The organism is Dyella acidisoli, from assembly GCF_030160295.1.
GTDB classification, from domain to species: Bacteria; Pseudomonadota; Gammaproteobacteria; order Xanthomonadales; family Rhodanobacteraceae; genus Dyella_B; species Dyella_B acidisoli.
In genome coordinates this window covers 58218-75002 of the sequence record NZ_BSOB01000053.1, presented here as the reverse complement: position 1 = coordinate 75002, position 16785 = coordinate 58218, and the positions used below count along the sequence as shown (strand labels likewise).

The following is a 16785-nucleotide window of genomic DNA, read 5'->3' as shown; positions in this document are numbered from 1 at the left end:
AGCGGGAGCGTTGAACCATGGGCGATCAACCACCTATCTAGCCAGAAACGTTCAGGCTTTTACCTTACCCATGCCGCGAGCTTCTCAGGCCATTTCTTTGGGTTACTTTTCTTTGGGCCAGCAAAGAAAAGTGACCCGGTCGCTTCGCGACCGGAAGCGCCGCAGGCAATGGCAGCACTCACGACATGCCCAGCTCAGGCGAGACGCTAACCAGCCCCCAGAGAGAGGGACCAAGAGCGACGACGCAACCTTTCACTCGCTCCCCCGCACTCACGCGCACAAGTCCTGCTTTATCCGTGCACTACGGACGAGGCAGACCGGGGTTCGGGGATAGGAAGCATGACGTCGACACAAACGAACGAAACCAAACCGGCGCGCCCAAGAAAAATCGTGTTGCTCCACTGGCTTACCGTGCTGTGCGTGATCTTCGCGGCGGGCCTGATACTGCTGCGGGATGAAGTGGTCAGCGGCCGCGTGCTGAAGCAATGGCTGCTGGAAGGCCACCGGCATTTTGGCCTGTTCGTGTTGGTGCTGTTCTTCGTCCGCATCGTGATCCGCATCAGGACCGGAAAACTGCCACCTACCGGCAACATGCCGAAAGCCGTCCGTGCGGTGGCTGCGCTGACGCACATCGCTTTGTATGGCTTGATGCTCGCCCTGCCCATGCTCGGCTGGGCCTTGAGCAATGCGCAGGATCGGCCGGTGCACCTGTTCGGCCTGACGCTGCCGACGCTGGTGGGTGCGGATGAGGATCTCGCCGATTCGCTGCAAACCTGGCACATCGACGCCGCCTGGACGCTGCTTGCACTGGTGCTTTTGCATACCGGCGCAGCGCTCTGGCACCACTTTGTTGTACGCGATGACGTGCTGCGCGCGATGTTGCCAAGTCGTCAAAACCGACTCACCACCAACGACTAAAAAAAGGAGATTTCATGTCCACTTTTCTGCACAACCGCGCGCCGAGCCGGCCCGGGAAGCAGCTTTGGTGGTATGGCCTGGCTGCGCTTCCTCTGTTTGCCTGCACCACGGCGCAAGCAGTTCCCGCCTATGCCCGGCAAACCGGTTCGGCCTGTGCCGACTGCCATGCCGGTTCGTATGGGCCAGGGCTGACGCCTTACGGCATGCGCTTCAAGATGAATGGCTATACCGACACCGACGGCAAAGGCACCAAGATTCCGGCGGCCGTGCAGATCAACGGCACGCGTACCGTGCCAGCCACCGGTAAAAGCAGCAACCTGTTGAGTTCGGCCGATATCTATCTGGCTGGACGCGTTTCGGATCAGGTGGGCGGCTTCGTCAAGGTGTCGATCAACAACAATGGCCAGGACAAGTTCAATACACAGTTGAGCGATGTGGATCTGCGCTTTGTTGCCAAGGATCTCAAGCTCGGCGGCAAGGAAGCGCTGGTCGGCGTCAGCGTCAACAACGATCCGGGTTTCAACGATCCGATCAATGCACTGCCGGCGTCTATGCAAAACGGTCCGCCAACCGTATCCGGCAGCTTGCTCAATCCTTCCAGCTCCAACACGCTGGCTCATCGCGTGATTGGTGCCAGCGTCTATGCGTTGTACGACAAGAACTGGTACGGCGAACTAGGCACGTACAACTCGCTGCCGACCTCGATGCAATACGACTTGGGTTATTCCCTCGGCGGTGATCCGGGCAAGCTCAGCAACACCGTGTATGGGCGCTTTGCATACATGAAGGAGCTGAAGCGCCCGCATCAGTTCTTCTCGGCCGGCCTGGTCGGGTTGACCACCGATCGCCAACTGCCGCGCAGCGGTCCAAGCGAGCATCTCACCGATCTCGGCTATGACGTGACGTACCAGTTTCTGGGCAATCGCGAAAACATCATCCAGTTTGCCTATGTGAACATCATGGAGCGACGCCGTTATGCCACGACACCGGCTGGATCATTACCCGGACTGTTTGCGCTACCGCGTGGCGTGGTGCACGACCAGACGGCCCAGCTCACCTACGTCTTCAAGCAAACTTACGGCGTGATCATTGCGCACATGGTCAGCACCGGCACCCACGATATCGTGCGCTACGTGCCGTATGGGCAGCCCGAAACCAACAGCAATTCCTTCACTGTGTTCTGGACACCGTTCGGCAAGGACGACTCGTTTACCTCCATCGCCAACTTGCGACTGGCTGCCGAATGGTTCCGCTTCAACAAGTTCAATGGCAGCAGCACCAACATCTTTGGTGTGCCTGCAAACGGTACGGGGACCAACGCGAGAGATTTCAATGCGTTCCTGCTTTTTGCCAGCGTGGCGTTCTAGCGCCATGACGCTTGCGATCTGCACGCAAACAGGTCCCATCCCCTGCGTGCCGTTTTTCATCCCCTCTCCCCCGTGGAGGAGAGGGGCTTTTTCTTCGACCTAATAAACATGCACGAACAGGAGTCAGCGAGTGATCGAATCAGCTTTGCGCCGGTGTTTGCGCGGCACGGCGATGGTGGGACTGTTCTTCGGCTGGATGCTGGCATCGCCTTTCGCGCATGCCGGCGACGCTTCATCAGGTGCAGATGTATTCAAATCCGAATGCTCTGAATGTCACAGCCCTAAACAAGGCAAGAACAAGAAAGGCCCCAGCCTTTTCGGCATCGTGGGGCGGCCTGCCGGTACCGCACCGGATTACAACTATTCGGATGCACTCAAACAGGCACGTTGGACCTGGACCACAGACAAGCTGCATTGGTACCTGTCTCAACAGGCCAAGAAAGCCAATCCCGGTACCAAGATGAAATACGACGGCCTGGACGACTCCAAGCAGTTGGATGATCTCGTTACTTACCTAGATACCTTGCATTGATGACATTCCCTTGTCCGAAGGGATCGACTATAAGTCGCTCATGCTGCACGCCCTCCTTTTCGGACAAGGGGTTCGCCCCGCAAAAACGTCATCTTCGCGACAGCGTAAGACTGTCTCGGGAAAGTGTCGCGATTTGCCGCTGTGCTTAGTTGCTTGTTGTTCCGATGAATGCCAAGGCAACCAAGCACTGCTATTGGGGAGCCGCGTAGCGTGACGGCAACCCATTTGCTCCGCAGCCTGCCTTTGGCCGCTTTGTCGGCGGCCCTGTTCACCGCACCCTTGCATGCTCAATCCAACACGCTCAGCGGTGCCGTGGCAGTGAGTTCGCAGCTGATCGATCGCGGCCTGGCTGTTTCACCTGTCACGCCGATACTGCAGGGCAATGTCACGTGGACCTCCGCCTCCGGCTGGATGCTGGGCTTGTCCGCTGCGACCGAAACGCGCTCACCAGGACATGGTTCCGAAGCCATGGCCCAGGTGGCGCACTATTGGTCGCTTACCGATGACTGGCGCATGCAGGCCGGCGTGGTCTATTACGGCTATCCCGGCAATCCCGAGGGGCGGCCGTTCGATCGAGTCGAAACCGGGTTGAACTGGATGTACCGGGACGTGCTGAGTATTGGGCTAGCGGCGATCACGCTTACCCATGGCAGCGATCACTCGCCAACAGGTGCGGCGGACGTCGATTTCCACTGGCCGCTGCCGCAAAACTTCGCTGTTTCCGCTGGCCTGGGCGTGGCCCAGCCACTGACCCGCTCGGGCGGTTACTGGGGCTACGTTTCCGGGGGGGCTTACAACTGGTATGCCTACCACCGTTCTGAGCGGATGCGCTCATACTACGGCTATGGCCACGTAGGACTGAGCTGGGGCTATGAGTCATGGCGGGTCGAGTTGGACCGTGTATTTACCGACCCGGACATCCGACGGCAAGGCAGCGCCGCCGCGCCGTGGGTAGCCACCATTTCGTGGGCTTTTTGATTCAGGGACAACCTTTTCGCGTCAAAACGGCACTTAAGGATGCTCTGATCCATTTTGCGTGGGCGTCACCGGCCCTGTCTGTTCGCAGATCACGGGGGCATCGGCGAAGGCAGACTGGCCGTCTGCCGAGACGATGGACCGAAGAGATGCGGACAGACAGGGCCGGCCCGAAGGGGGATGCCCAGAAGGCCCGCAAGCTGTGCCGCGCGATTTGAAAAGACGGCCAGTCTTCCCTGCATCGCGCAACACACCCTGCGGGCCTTCTGGACATCATGCCGCCTACGCAAAATGGATCAGAGCATCCTCAAGCAAATTGACGCCATCCGGTTACCCGACCTATGAACGACGCCGACCATTCCGCAGATGACGCCGACCGCCTGCTGCTGCAGCGCATGTCGACGGGCGATCGTGCCGCGCTGGCAACGCTGTACCGCAGCTATCACGGCCGCTTGTGCCGGTTCCTGTCGCGACTGACACGTCGTCCCGAAGTCATCGAGGAAGTGATCAACGACTGCTTCTGGATCGCCTGGCAGAAAGCCGGCAATTTTCGCGGCGATTCACGCGTTTCCACCTGGATCATGGGCATTGCCTACCGTTGCGGGCTCAAGGCATTACGCCAGCACGGCGAGGAACCCATCGAAGACAGCAACATTCCAGAAGATCGGATACCCGCGACCGATCCCGATGAGGATCGCGAGCTGCGCGATTGGCTGGGCAAAGGACTGGAACGCCTGTCGACGGATCAGCGCGTCGTTGTTCAACTGGTTTACGGTGAAGGCCACACCTTGGACGATGTCGCCACCATCATGCAATGCCCGGTAGGCACGGTGAAGGCGCGACTATTTCATGCGCGAGTAAAACTGCGCAATGTACTTCCTGCCTTGGCTGAGCGTTCGATCACCCAAAAAGAGCAAGCCTAAAGAGCATAGGTGCCATGACGATGTTAGCAAGCTATTTCAGCCAAGATTGTCCGCGCGCATGGGAACTGATGCCGTGGGTTTTGCAGCACAACGCCACCAAGAAACAAAGCGAGTGGCTGGCAAACCATTTGGCGCAATGCGAAGCATGCCGTGCGGAGTTCGCGCAGCAGCAACTTCTGCAGCGAGCCATGTCGCTTCCTGCGGATACCGACGTTGATGCCGAAGCCGGATTGCAACGACTGCTCGGCCGACTCGATACACCTGTCATGGATGAAAAACCGTCACCCAAGCGAGTCGGGGGCTGGCTGACCCGCGCCTTGGCGGCGGCGGTGCTGGTGCAAGCCATCGGCATCGGTGCCCTGGGGCTTAAAATTTGGTCAGGCGGCGAAACCCCTGCCACCTATCGGACACTCAGCCAGGACTCCACGCCGGCTGCGCCAGGCGCTATCCGAGTCGTACCCGATGCGAACATGACATTGGCCGAATGGAATGCGCTGCTGCACTCGCTGCAGTTGCAAGTTGTGGGTGGTCCCAATGAAGTGGGCGCCTACTTGGTCGCTCCTGCCAACGCTACGTCCAAGACGCAAGACACCTTGCAGCAACTGCGCAGCACGCGAGGCGTTCGTCTGGCGGAGCCGGTATCCGGCACGCCATGAAGCACGGCATCTTTGCACTTGTCGCGATGGCCTGCCTGAGCGCGTATGCGTTCTCTCCCATCACGGCCGCTGTGGATAGCCAGATGGATTCTCATCAGAAGGCGACCGTATCTTCCATGGACAGCCAGCGCGACATCGTGCTTGCCGTAGCCAATCCGATCGAACCACCCACCACCCATGCCGGCTCCAGTTTGCTGGGTTATGTACCTGCCGGTTATTACGGTGCCGGCCAGCGGGCAGTTTCCCTATTGAGCGAATTGAAACAGCATTACGGGCTGCACGAACTTGTCGGCTGGCCGATCAAGTCGCTTGGCGTGTATTGCATCGTGGTGGAAACGCCCGCCGGCACGGATCGCGATGCCCTGATCAAGACGCTCGCCAAGGATGAGCGCGTGCAGTTGGCACAGCCGCTGCAGGATTACTCGGTCTATTCCAACATCTCGCCCAAAGATAGCCACCGCTACAACGATCCTTACGTCAATCTGCAACGCGGTTTCGTGGAAACCGATGCCGCGCTCGCACACAACGTCAGCCAAGGCGAAGGCGTGCATATCGCGGTGGTCGACACCGGCGCTGACCTGACTCACCCTGATCTGCAGGGTCGCATCCACGACACGCACGACATGGTCAACGGCGACGAAAAAGCGTTCGATCATGATCATCACGGCACGGAAGTCGCCGGAGTGATTGCTGCGGACGCAGACAATCATCAAGGCATCGTCGGCATCGCGCCCAAGTCGGTGCTCAGCGTCTACAAGGCATGCTGGTACACACCCGCCAATACTGGTGCGCACTGCAATTCGTTTACGCTGGCCAAGGCGCTCGCCGCCATCATCGATACCGACGCGCGCATCGTGAACCTGAGCCTTGGTGGCCCAACCGATCCGCTGCTCGACAAACTGCTAGCGCAATTGCTCAACCAGGGTCGCATCGTGGTCACGGCGCTACCGCCGAACGGAAGCGCGAATGGATTTCCCGACAACACACCCGGTGTGATCGTCGTGCGCGTCAGCGGTCATACCCCAGCTCCGACCGGCGTGGTGAGTGCACCGGGCACCGACATACTCACCACTCAACCGGGTGGCGGCTACGACTTCACGTCGGGCTCGTCCATGTCTGCAGCGCACGTAAGCGGCATCGTTGCCTTGTTGCTGGCTGTTTCTCCGCACTTGGATGCGCAGGCGGTGCACGATCTCCTGCTACGAACCAGCAAAACCTCCAACGGCATGCTGCAAGTGAACGCCGCGGCGGCAGTTGCCTCCGCGCAGGGCGCTCACGCCACTGCCACCCATTGAAACCCCAACATCGGTAAGCGGTAAGCGCATTCATGCGCTGGGGCTGCCCCCCCCCTTTTCACTTGCTACGAGGACCCACGGCAGAAAGTTGCTTAAGCAGCTCTGGCAACGCCGTTTGCACGGTATTCCATACCACATCGAGGTTGATATCGAAGTAACCGTGGGCAATCCGGTTGCGCATACCGCGCATACTGCGCCACGGTACCTCAGAGTGCGCCTGGGTAAATTCGGCGTAGCCATCCATGACCTTCGTCGCGGCTTCCCCAATGATGACCAGACTCATGATGACAGCTTGTTGGGTGCGCTTGTCGGCAAAGAAGTCATCCTTGGATAGTCCTTCAACGAAGCTGCACGCGTCCACCGCAGCTTGCTGTATATGATGGAGATAGTCGACCAGTCGGCTCTCGCTCATACCGGCTGCGCTTCCGCCACCACCTGCGCCCGGAACTTCTGCGGCAAGTCGCCAGGTGTCAGCACATCAACGTGAATACCGAGCAGCGATTCCAATTCATCTTGCAAACCACCCAGGTCGAATAGCGTTGCACCGGGCAGCGCATCCACCAACAGATCAAGATCGCTGCCGTCCCGATCCGTACCATGCAATACCGACCCAAACACGCGCGGGTTCGATGTGCGATGGCGACTTGTCGCTTCACGCACGGCAGCCCGCTTCATGTCGAGCACAACAGACGGTCGCATGGGCACCCTTTCCTAGTTAAGAGTCGGTCAGATGATATGCAATGAAGAAGGAGATTGCATGATCTCTCGGAGCTAAGTCCTCGTAGATTGGGGTAAAAACCCCAACATCGCCATGCGCATCCTTGCGTTGGGGTTTACAGCCCAATCCACGCTACCTCCTGCAGGATCAGGCAAGAACCCACCAACTTATGGCATTCCACAACGGGCCGCGCCGGGGATATTGTGCTGATCTCCCCGCCCCCGACGAGGTCCGCCATGCTCACCCTGAGTATCAACGGCCATGAACACCAGTTCGATGGCCCGCCTGAGATGCCTCTGCTCTGGTACCTGCGCGATACGCTGGGCTACACCGGCACCAAGTTCGGTTGCGGCATGGCCTTGTGCGGTGCGTGCACGGTGCATCTGAACGGCGCAGCAGTGCGTTCCTGCATCACGCCGGTGGTTGCTGCAGTGGGTAAGCAGGTTACGACCATCGAGGGTTTGTCTGCGAACGGCGACCATCCGGTGCAGCGCGCGTGGATGAGCTTGAATGTGGCACAGTGCGGCTACTGTCAGGCCGGCCAGATCATGCAGGCCGCTTCATTGCTGAAGAGCAATCCGCATCCCAGCGATGCCGAGATCGACACGGCGATGTCCGGCAACATCTGCCGTTGCGGCACGTATACGCGTATTCGCGCGGCCATCAAGCTCGCCGCGGGCGAAGGCGGCGTGGCATGAAAAAGAACGATCTGCAGATCTGCAATGAAAGCCGTCGCGCTTTCATGCTCGGCTTCGGTGCCGGCAGTTTGCTGCTGGCCTTCGGCTTGCCCTCGCTCACGCTTGCTGCGACCAAAGCGGATGCCAAGAAGCAATACGGTGGTGAAGGTGCCGAGCATGGTCTGCGTGACGATCCGCACCTGTTCGTCGAGATCGCACCGGATGGCACGGTGACGGTGGTGTGCATCCGCTCGGAAATGGGTCAAGGTGTACGTACCAGCGTGGCGATGGTGGTGGCCGATGAACTTGGCGCCGATTGGTCGCGCGTAAAAGTGCGGCAGGCGCCTGGCGATGAAGTGCGTTACGGCAACCAGGACACCGACGGTTCGCGCAGCCTGCGCGAGAGTTTCGCGGCCTTGCGCCGGGCCGGCGCAGCCGCACGGGTGATGCTGGAGCAGGCTGCTGCTGCGCAATGGGGCGTGGACGTGCAGCAAGTGAAAGCCGGCATCCACGAAGTGGCCGATACCAAGAGCAGACGCACGCTTGGCTTCGGCGAACTCGCCGCCAAGGCTGCCGCTCTGCCCGCTCCCGATCCGGCTACGTTGAAGTTGAAGTCGCCGAATGAATTCCGCTACATCGGCAAAGACAAAACCGGGCTGATCGACGGCCACGACATCGTCACCGGCCGCGCGCATTACGGCATCGATACGCGTCTGGACAGCATGCTGTACGCGGTGATCGCACGCCCACCGGTCTATGGCGACAAACTCGCTTCGTTCGATGGCAGTGCCGCGGAGAAAATGCCCGGCGTGGTGAAGGTGCTTGAAGTACCGTTCACGCCGCCGCCATCCGGTTTCCAACCGCTCGGTGGCGTAGCCGTGATCGCCGAAAACAGCTGGATGGCGATCAAGGCACGCGAGCAATTGAAGCTCAACTGGACCAGTGGACCGAACGCGAACTACGACTCGGTCGCCTATCGCGCACAACTGGAAACGGCCAATCGCAAGCCAGGCCTGGTTGCCCGCAACGATGGCAACATCGAGCAAGCCTCGAACAACGCCGCCAAGCGTGTCACCGCGGACTACTACATTCCGCATCTCGCTCACGCCACCATGGAACCGCCTTGCGCGGTGGCTAATTTCGCGGACAACAAATGCGAAGTGTGGGCATGCACACAGGCACCGCAGGAAATTCGCAACGAGCTGGTCAAAGCGCTGAGCATTCCGGATGCGAATATCACAGTGAACGTCACCCTGCTCGGCGGCGGTTTCGGGCGCAAATCCAAGCCCGATTACGTAGTCGAAGCCGCCCTGCTCTCGCGCGCAACCGGCAAACCGGTAAAGGTGTTGTGGACGCGCGAGGACGACATCGTCAACGACTATTTCCACGCTGTGTCGGCCGAACATCTGGAAGCGTCACTGGATGGTTCCGGCAAAGTCACCGGCTGGTTGCATCGCACCGCGGCACCGTCGATCCAATCCACGTTCATGCCCGACGTCGCGCACGAACAGCCTTTCGAATTGAGCCAGGGCATGATCGACCTGCCGTTCGCCGTGCCCAACGTGCGCATCGAAAATCCCGCTGTGGAAGCGCATACGCGCATCGGCTGGTTCCGCTCGGTGTACAACATCCCGCATGCGTTCGGCGTGCAAAGCTTCGTGGCGGAACTGGCGCACACGGTCGGACGCGATCATCGCGATTTTCTGCTTGAACTGATCGGACCTGATCGCCAGTTCCAGCCCAGCTCGCAAATCGAATTCACCAACTATGGCGAAGATCCGGCGCTCTATCCGATCGACACAAAGCGATTGAAGCGCGTGATCGAAACGGTTACCTCTGCCGCGAACTGGGGCCGCACGCTACCCAAGGGACGCGGCTTGGGGCTGGCAGCGCATAACAGCTTCGTCACCTACACCGCCGTGGCGTGCGAGGTGGAAGTGAGCCCGGATGGCAAGCTGAGCATTCCACGCGTCGACATCGGCATCGACTGCGGCCCGCAAGTGAATCCGGAACGTGTGCGCTCGCAGTTGGAAGGTGCCGTTATCATGGGTATTGGCCTGGCCTTGCATGGCGAGATCACGTTCAAGAACGGCCATGCCGAGCAATCCAACTTCAATGACTTCCTGGTGCTGCGCATGAACGAAGCACCACGCGAAATTCATGTGCACCTGGTTGGTGCGGATGATCATTCGCTGCCAATGGGCGGCGTGGGCGAACCGGGTTTGCCGCCCGTTGCACCAGCGTTGACCAATGCGATTTTCGCGGCGACCGGGCAACGGATTCGCAGTTTGCCGATACGGCAGCAGTTGGCGAAGGCGAAGCAGGTGGCTTGAAGCCACGCTTGCTCCCTCCCCTGCTTGCAGGGAAGGGGTGGGGTTGCACGAGCTTGCCGCACTATTTGAATTCGCTGCGAGGTTGCTTCACCCCACCCCCAACCCTCCCCTACTGCACGTAGGTGAGGGAGCTGATCACGGCAAGCCGGGACCATGTACAACGATGTTGGGGTTTGCACCCCAACCTACGCCTACCACGTTCCACCAAGCGCTTTGATCAACCCGACATCTGCAGCAAACCGTCGCCGCGACAACTCCACCAGCGCACGCGTCTGCGCAAGATTAACGCTCTGCGTTGTCACCACCTCAAGGTAATCCGTAGCGCCATCCTGATAACGGGTCATCGCCAAGTCGGCAGCCTGTGACGAAGCATCCACCGCGCGCTGCTGCGTCGCCGATTCATCCGCCAGCACGTGCAGCGAAGCGAGGTTGTCCTCCACTTCCTGGAATGCACTCAACACGGTTTGCCGATAATCCGCTGCCGCGGCATCACGCGTCGCTTCGGCAGCAGACAATTGCGCATGGCGACGGCCACCATCGAACAAGGTGCCGATCAGCGCCGGACCGATTGCCCAGAAACGGCTGGGCAACGTCGCCAATTGGGCGAAGTGCGAGGCTTCCAGACCACCCGTTGCGGAAAGCACCAGGTCGGGAAAGAACGCCGACGTCGCTTCGCCAACGTCGGCATTGGCAGCAGCAACACGGCGTTCCGCGGCGGCGATATCGGGACGGCGTTGTAGCAGTGTAGAAGGCACCCCAACGGGAATCGTCGGCAACGGCAAAGCTTTATCCATCGGCGGCAAGCTGAAATTGGCAGGTGGCACACCCATCAACACCGCCATGGCGTGCTCACGCTGCGCGCGCACTTCGCCCAGATCGATCAGCTGCGCCTTAGCAACTTGCAGTTGCGTCTCCGCCTGTGCCAGTTCCGATTCGGAAGCAATGCCGCCGTCGAATTGCGTCTGCACCAGGTTCTTGGCCTGCACGTAGTTATCCACCAGCTTTTTCAGCAAGGCGGCTTCCACATCGATCTGGCGCAGGTCCACGTAATCGAGCGCCAGCTCTGCATGCATGCTCAAACGGATCGAGGCGAGGTCTGCTTCGCTGGCTTGTGCGCGTGCCTTCGCAGCATCGACCGCATGGCCAATACGATCGAACAGATCAGGTTCCCACGATGCGGTCACACCCATGGAATAATCCTGCACGGTGCGTCCGGCCAGCGCATGCCCTACTACATCCTTGGACGTGTGATTGACGTTGGCATCGGTACCCGCCGTGACTTGCGGAAAATACGACGATCGCGCCACACCGATTGTCGCACGCGCCTGCCGAAGATTGGCCAGGCTTTTCTGGATGGTCTGGTTGCCCACGTCGACACGGGCTTCCAGTTCATCCAGCTTTGGATCGCCGAACACTTTCCACCAATCACCACGATCCGCAGCATCACCCGGCTGTGCTGCTAACCAGCCCTTTGGTGGAGTGCTTTCCTTGTAATGCGTCGGCACAGTGACAGAAGGCCGCACGTAGGCCGGGCCGGGTGTGCAACCCGACATGGCGGCGATGCTCAAACCCGCCGCGAACAGATAGCCCAGCTTCATCGATTGCTTACGTACATGCATGGCTACTCTCCACCGATCAAGCCGAAGTGGCTGGATGCGGGTTGATGCGTACGGCCTGCCCCGCGCTGATGGCGTCATTGGGATTGACGATCACTTGCTCATCGCCGTTGAGGCCGCTGCGAATTTCCATCCGCGTGCCGAAGTCGCGCCCGAGCTCTACCGTCTTCAGCTGCACCACGCCCCTTGCATCAACAACCGCCACCTGCACGCCATGCGGGCGGAACAGCAAGGCATTGGCGGGCAACGAAAGACCAGGATTGGAGCTGGTCAACGTCAGGCTGACCTGGGCAAACGCACCGGGCAGCAATGTTCCATCCGGGTTATCCATGTCCACTTCCACGCGCAGCGTGCGGCTGCGTGGATCGATGGCACCAGATGTACGCGCAACCGTGCCGGCAAACGAACGACCGGGATATTGCGACAAACTCAAGAGCGCTTTGGTGCCAGGGATAACGTAAGGCGCATCGTCCTGAGGTACGTTCACGAAAATGCGCAAGCGATCGGTTTCAGACAATTCGAACAACGCTGCGGGTGGGCCGCTGTTGCCTGCATCAATCAATGCACCGACGTCCACATTGCGTACGGTGATCACGCCGTCGAACGGCGCATACACTTTCTCGTAAGACTGCAATTGCTCCAACCGCTTCACATTGGCGAGCGAAGCAGCCAGCGTGGCCTGCTTCGCCTTCATGATGCTGATGTTTTCTTCGGCGGATTGCTTCGATACCGCATTCTTCTTCAGCATGTCCGCCCAGCGATCTGCAGTGACCTTGGCGATGTCATAGTTGGCCGTTGCCATGGCCGCGTCCGAACGTGCCTGTTCAAGCTGCGCATCCACTTCGGGCGCCTCGATCTCAGCCAGTAGTTGCCCGCTATGCACATGGGTGCCGATATCGGCATGCCACGCCTTCAGATAGCCGCTGGTGCGTGCATAAATGCCCGCACGCTGATACGCCTGGATATCGCCGGGCAGCACCAGCATTTGTTGCGCGGGTGCGCGCGTGGGTGTGATCACGGAAACGGTAGGCTTGCTCAAAGCAGTGGTCTGTTGCGCGACCTTGTTGCGCGCCATCAAGCGCGGCAGGCCGCCGATGGCGAATGCAGCGCATACCGCGACTGCGATTAAAGTGATAGTTAGCTTGAATTTGGAACGATTCATGGCTCGGCTCCCATCAAACCGATGGCGAAGGCAGGGAAAGAGATGACGCATCACTTGATGTGCCCTTGCGCGCGCGCAGCCACTGATGCACGGCCGCGAATGCCGCGGGCACGAACACCAGCGTGGCAACAGTGCCGAACATCAGGCCGCCGATCACGGCACGGCCAAGCGGTGCGTTCTGCTCGCCGCCATCGCCAAGACCCAGCGACATGGGCAACATGCCGATCAGCATGGCCAGCGCCGTCATCAGCACGGGGCGGAAGCGCGTACTGCCTGCATCGAAGGCGGCTTCCAGCGGTGTTGCACCCGCCGCCAGGCGTTCCCGCGCAAAACTCACCACCAGTATGCTGTTCGCAGTGGCGATGCCCACGCACATGATCGCGCCTGTCAAAGCCGGCACGCTCACGGTGGTATGCGTGACGTACAGCATCCAGGTGATGCCGGCCAATGCGCCTGGCAGACCGCTGATGATGACCAGCGGATCCACCCACGACTGGAAATTCACCACCATCAGCGCGTACACCAGGAGCACAGCGAACAATAGGCCGAACAGCAAGCCCTGGAACGAGGACTGCATGGTCTGCACCACGCCGCGCACAACGATGCTGGAGCCTGCCGGCAGCTGCGCCTCGGCCTGCTTCACCAACTTCTGCACGTCACCTGACACCGAGCCAAGATCACGACCCTGCACACCAGCAAAGATGTCGATCACCGGCTGCACGTTGTAATGCGACACCACTGCATCCTGTGAAGCACGCGACAGGCTGCTCAGCGAACCGAGAATCGGTGGCAAGCCTTGCGGATTGGCGCCCGAGTCGACGCTCAATGGAATGTTGCGCAACGCCTGCAGCGAATCGATGGTGTACTGCGGCGTTTCGGTCATCAGCGGATAGCTCACGCCGTTCTTTGGGTTAAGCCAGAAATTCGGTGATGTCTGTGAACTGCCCGATAGTGCAATCAGCAGATCCTGCGCAATCGTGCGCTGCTGGAAGCCTGCTTCGGTGGCCTTGACGCGGTCGACGTTCACGTTGATCGAAGGCGCGTCATTCGGCTGCTGGATGCGTGGATCAACCAGTCCAGGCACCGTGCGCAAGGAACGCAGCAGGCTTTCTGCCACTTTACGGTTGCCGGTGCTGTCCTTACCCACGATTTGCACATCGATCGGTGACGGCAAGCCGAAATCCAGTGTTTGGCTGATGATGTCCGCAGGAAGAAACGAGAAAGTGACGCCAGGAAAATCCTGATTGAGGCGATCGCGCAGCAACGTCACATACTGCTCTGTCGGCTTGTGGTCGGCCTTCAGACTGATCAGGATATCCGCGTCGGACGTACCCACCGGCAACGAGGAGTCATACGTCATATTGATGCCGCTGACCGGCAGGCCGATGTTGTCCAACATCGTGTCCAACTGGGAGGCCGGAATCAGCGTGCGGATGTGCTGCTCCACCTCGTCCACCAGGCGCGCGGTCTCTTCGATGCGCGTACCCGTTTGCGCGCGCAGGTGCAGCCGGATTTCGCCAGTGTCGGATGTGGGGAAGAAATCACGCCCCAGGAACGGGAGCAGCAGCAGCGAACCACCGCAGGCGATCGCAAAAATGATCGCAACACGCTTCGGTTGTGCAATAGCCATCCGCAGCGCACCCTGATATTTGCCATGCAGCGACTCGAACCCGCGCTCGAAGCGCTGCTGGAAACGGCGCAGCGCCTGGAACCGCCCTGCTCCACGTTGATCGCCATGCTTCTCATGCTTGAGCATGTACATCGCCAGCGTGGGAATCAGCGTGCGCGAGAAGACATACGAAGCCAGCATCGCAAACACCACAGCTTCGGCCAGCGGCACAAACAGATAGCGCGCCACGCCCGACAGCAGGAACATCGGCAGGAACACGATGCAGATGGAAAGCGTCGACACCAGCGTCGGCAAGGCAATTTGTGCAGAGGCATCGATGATGGACTGCATCAAGCTCTTGCCCGACTCGCGATGATGACTGATCGCCTCGATCGCCACCGTGGCATCGTCAACCAGAATGCCCACCGCCAACGCCAAGCCGCCCAGCGTCATGATGTTGATGGTCTGTCCCAGCGCCGATAGCACAATCAGCGACGTGATCACGGACAGCGGAATGGTGATGGCAATGATCAGCGTCGAGCGCCAACTGCCCAGGAACAGCAGGATCATCATGGCCGTGAGACCCGCCGCCATGACACCCTCGCGCACCACGCCCGCCACCGCGGAACTCACGAAAATCGACTGATCGGACACCGGCTTGATCTGCAGTGCCTTGGGCAAGCCTGCAGCGATCTTCGGCAGCAGGTTTTTCACGTTCTGGATGATGTCCAGCGTGGACGCGTCACCGCTCTTTTCCACCTGCAGCAGCGCCGAGCGCGTGCCGTTCACACGCACGATGTTGGTTTGCGGCGCGAAGCCGTCACGCACCGTGGCCACATCGCGCAGATAGATCACGCCGCCCTGCGTGGCCTTGACCGGCATGTCATTGAGTTCGGCCACCGTGGCCGGACTGCCATTCATGTTGACGTTGTATTCCCGCGTGCCGATCTTCGCCGTGCCGCCGGGAAGAATCAGGTTCTGCGCGTTGACCGCATTGACGACATCCAGCGGCGACAACCCACGCGCCTGCATGGCCTGCGAATTGATGTCCACCATGACCTGACGCACCTTGCCGCCAAACGGCAGCGGCACAGCCGCGCCCTGCACAGTCGCCAGCTGCGTGCGGATGAAGTTATTGCCCAGGTCATACAGCTGTTGCTCGGACAGCGTCTTGCTGGACAGTGCCAACTGCAGGATCGGTACGGTGGAGGCGTTGTAGGAGATCACCAGCGGCGGCAAGGTGCCAGGCGGCATCACGCGGATGATCGACTGCGCGCTGGATACCGCCTCGGCAATCGCGCGGTTGATATCCGCGCCCTGATGGAAATACACCTTGATCACCGCCGTGCCATTGACGGTCTGCGATTCGACGTGCTCGATGTTGTCCACGTCGGAAGTCAGCGCGCGCTCGAACGGCGTGGTGATCCGGTTGGCCATGTCATCTGCGGAGAAGCCGTTGTAGGTCCAGACGATGCTGAGTACCGGGATGTTGATGTTGGGGAAAATGTCAGTCGGCGTGCGCAGGATCATCAACGGCCCGATGATGAAGAGCAGCAATGCCAACACGATGAACGTGTAGGGTCGGCGCAATGCCAGGTGAACAATCCACATGTCGAACCTCTTGCCGGCCTAACAGGCCTTTGAACGGACGATGTACAAAGGCTAGATACCGGGTGCTTGCCGGGCACTGACAAGAAGCTGACGATTCTGTAATCGCGATAGGCCGGGACTTTTTAGGTTGGGGTGCAAACCCCAACAGTCACATGGTGCATAACGGCACGCGCCGTGATGAAAGCCGCCCCAGAGGCCGTCATTCCCGCGAAAGCGGGAATCCACTTTTAAGGATGCATCAGAGCAAGATGGATTCCCGCTTTCGCGGGAATGACGGCTTGAGGGTAATGTAGATTTCATGTCTACGTACACAGGTCAGCAGCTGACGATTCTGTAATCGCGGCCATGGGCGCATAGGGCTATGATTTCTTCCATCCAAGGTCGAGAACTCCC

The 16785-nt window shown here is 59.8% G+C and carries 14 protein-coding genes; 9 read left to right on the top strand and 5 right to left on the bottom strand.

Annotated features, from left to right (window positions below; translation table 11 throughout):
• The first annotated feature begins 339 nt into the window (after positions 1-339).
• The 7 genes from QQJ86_RS20000 (at position 340) to QQJ86_RS19970 (ending at position 6666) form a co-directional block, all read left to right on the top strand.
• Complete coding sequence (locus QQJ86_RS20000) at positions 340-918, top strand: cytochrome b (RefSeq protein ID WP_284322743.1); 579 nt, start codon at positions 340-342, stop codon at positions 916-918.
• Between the two features lie 14 nt (positions 919-932).
• The gene (locus QQJ86_RS19995) at positions 933-2285 is read left to right on the top strand and encodes a cytochrome C (RefSeq protein WP_284322742.1); all 1353 of its coding nucleotides are present in this window, start codon (positions 933-935) and stop codon (positions 2283-2285) included.
• A gap of 172 nt (positions 2286-2457) precedes the next feature.
• On the top strand, positions 2458-2817 hold the full coding sequence (locus tag QQJ86_RS19990) for a c-type cytochrome (RefSeq protein WP_423372979.1): 360 nt from the start codon (positions 2458-2460) through the stop codon (positions 2815-2817).
• Between the two features lie 210 nt (positions 2818-3027).
• Positions 3028-3795, top strand: coding sequence for a TorF family putative porin (locus tag QQJ86_RS19985; protein WP_284322741.1), 768 nt, complete (start codon positions 3028-3030; stop codon positions 3793-3795).
• 338 nt (positions 3796-4133) lie between these two features.
• A complete protein-coding gene (locus tag QQJ86_RS19980) occupies positions 4134-4715 on the top strand; it encodes an RNA polymerase sigma factor (protein WP_284322740.1) in 582 nt (193 codons plus the stop codon).
• Positions 4716-4729: 14 nt separating this feature from the next.
• Positions 4730-5371, top strand: coding sequence for a zf-HC2 domain-containing protein (locus tag QQJ86_RS19975; RefSeq protein WP_284322739.1), 642 nt, complete (start codon positions 4730-4732; stop codon positions 5369-5371).
• Positions 5368-6666 (top strand): S8 family serine peptidase, encoded by a 1299-nt coding sequence (locus QQJ86_RS19970; protein WP_284322738.1) that lies wholly within the window; start codon positions 5368-5370, stop codon positions 6664-6666. The genes QQJ86_RS19975 and QQJ86_RS19970 overlap by 4 nt, the downstream gene beginning before the upstream one ends.
• A gap of 58 nt (positions 6667-6724) precedes the next feature.
• Here the strand turns inward: QQJ86_RS19970 and QQJ86_RS19965 are convergent, their stop codons facing one another.
• Both QQJ86_RS19965 and QQJ86_RS19960 read right to left on the bottom strand, forming a co-directional pair.
• Entirely contained in the window at positions 6725-7078 is a 354-nt protein-coding gene (locus tag QQJ86_RS19965) for a HepT-like ribonuclease domain-containing protein (protein WP_284322737.1), read from the bottom strand.
• Positions 7075-7365 carry a nucleotidyltransferase family protein gene (locus QQJ86_RS19960; RefSeq protein WP_284322736.1) on the bottom strand — a complete coding sequence of 97 codons (291 nt, stop codon included), beginning with the start codon at positions 7363-7365 and terminating at the stop codon, positions 7075-7077. Before QQJ86_RS19960 ends, QQJ86_RS19965 begins: the two co-directional genes overlap by 4 nt.
• A 255-nt stretch (positions 7366-7620) precedes the next feature.
• Between QQJ86_RS19960 and QQJ86_RS19955 the strand changes: the two genes are divergently transcribed.
• Both QQJ86_RS19955 and QQJ86_RS19950 read left to right on the top strand, forming a co-directional pair.
• Positions 7621-8082 (top strand): (2Fe-2S)-binding protein, encoded by a 462-nt coding sequence (locus QQJ86_RS19955; RefSeq protein ID WP_284322735.1) that lies wholly within the window; start codon positions 7621-7623, stop codon positions 8080-8082.
• Positions 8079-10394: a xanthine dehydrogenase family protein molybdopterin-binding subunit gene (locus QQJ86_RS19950; RefSeq protein WP_284322734.1), complete on the top strand. Its 2316-nt coding sequence runs from the start codon at positions 8079-8081 to the stop codon at positions 10392-10394. Before QQJ86_RS19955 ends, QQJ86_RS19950 begins: the two co-directional genes overlap by 4 nt.
• 191 nt (positions 10395-10585) lie before the next feature.
• Here QQJ86_RS19950 and QQJ86_RS19945 read toward each other — a convergent pair whose 3' ends face one another.
• Genes QQJ86_RS19945 through QQJ86_RS19935 form a run of 3 tightly spaced genes read right to left on the bottom strand, consistent with a single transcriptional unit; the run spans position 10586 to position 16392 of the window.
• Positions 10586-12013: an efflux transporter outer membrane subunit gene (locus QQJ86_RS19945; RefSeq protein ID WP_284322733.1), complete on the bottom strand. Its 1428-nt coding sequence runs from the start codon at positions 12011-12013 to the stop codon at positions 10586-10588.
• 16 nt (positions 12014-12029) lie between these two features.
• A complete protein-coding gene (locus tag QQJ86_RS19940) occupies positions 12030-13172 on the bottom strand; it encodes an efflux RND transporter periplasmic adaptor subunit (protein WP_284322732.1) in 1143 nt (380 codons plus the stop codon).
• Between the two features lie 13 nt (positions 13173-13185).
• Positions 13186-16392: an efflux RND transporter permease subunit gene (locus QQJ86_RS19935; protein WP_284322731.1), complete on the bottom strand. Its 3207-nt coding sequence runs from the start codon at positions 16390-16392 to the stop codon at positions 13186-13188.
• Positions 16393-16785 lie beyond the last annotated feature (393 nt).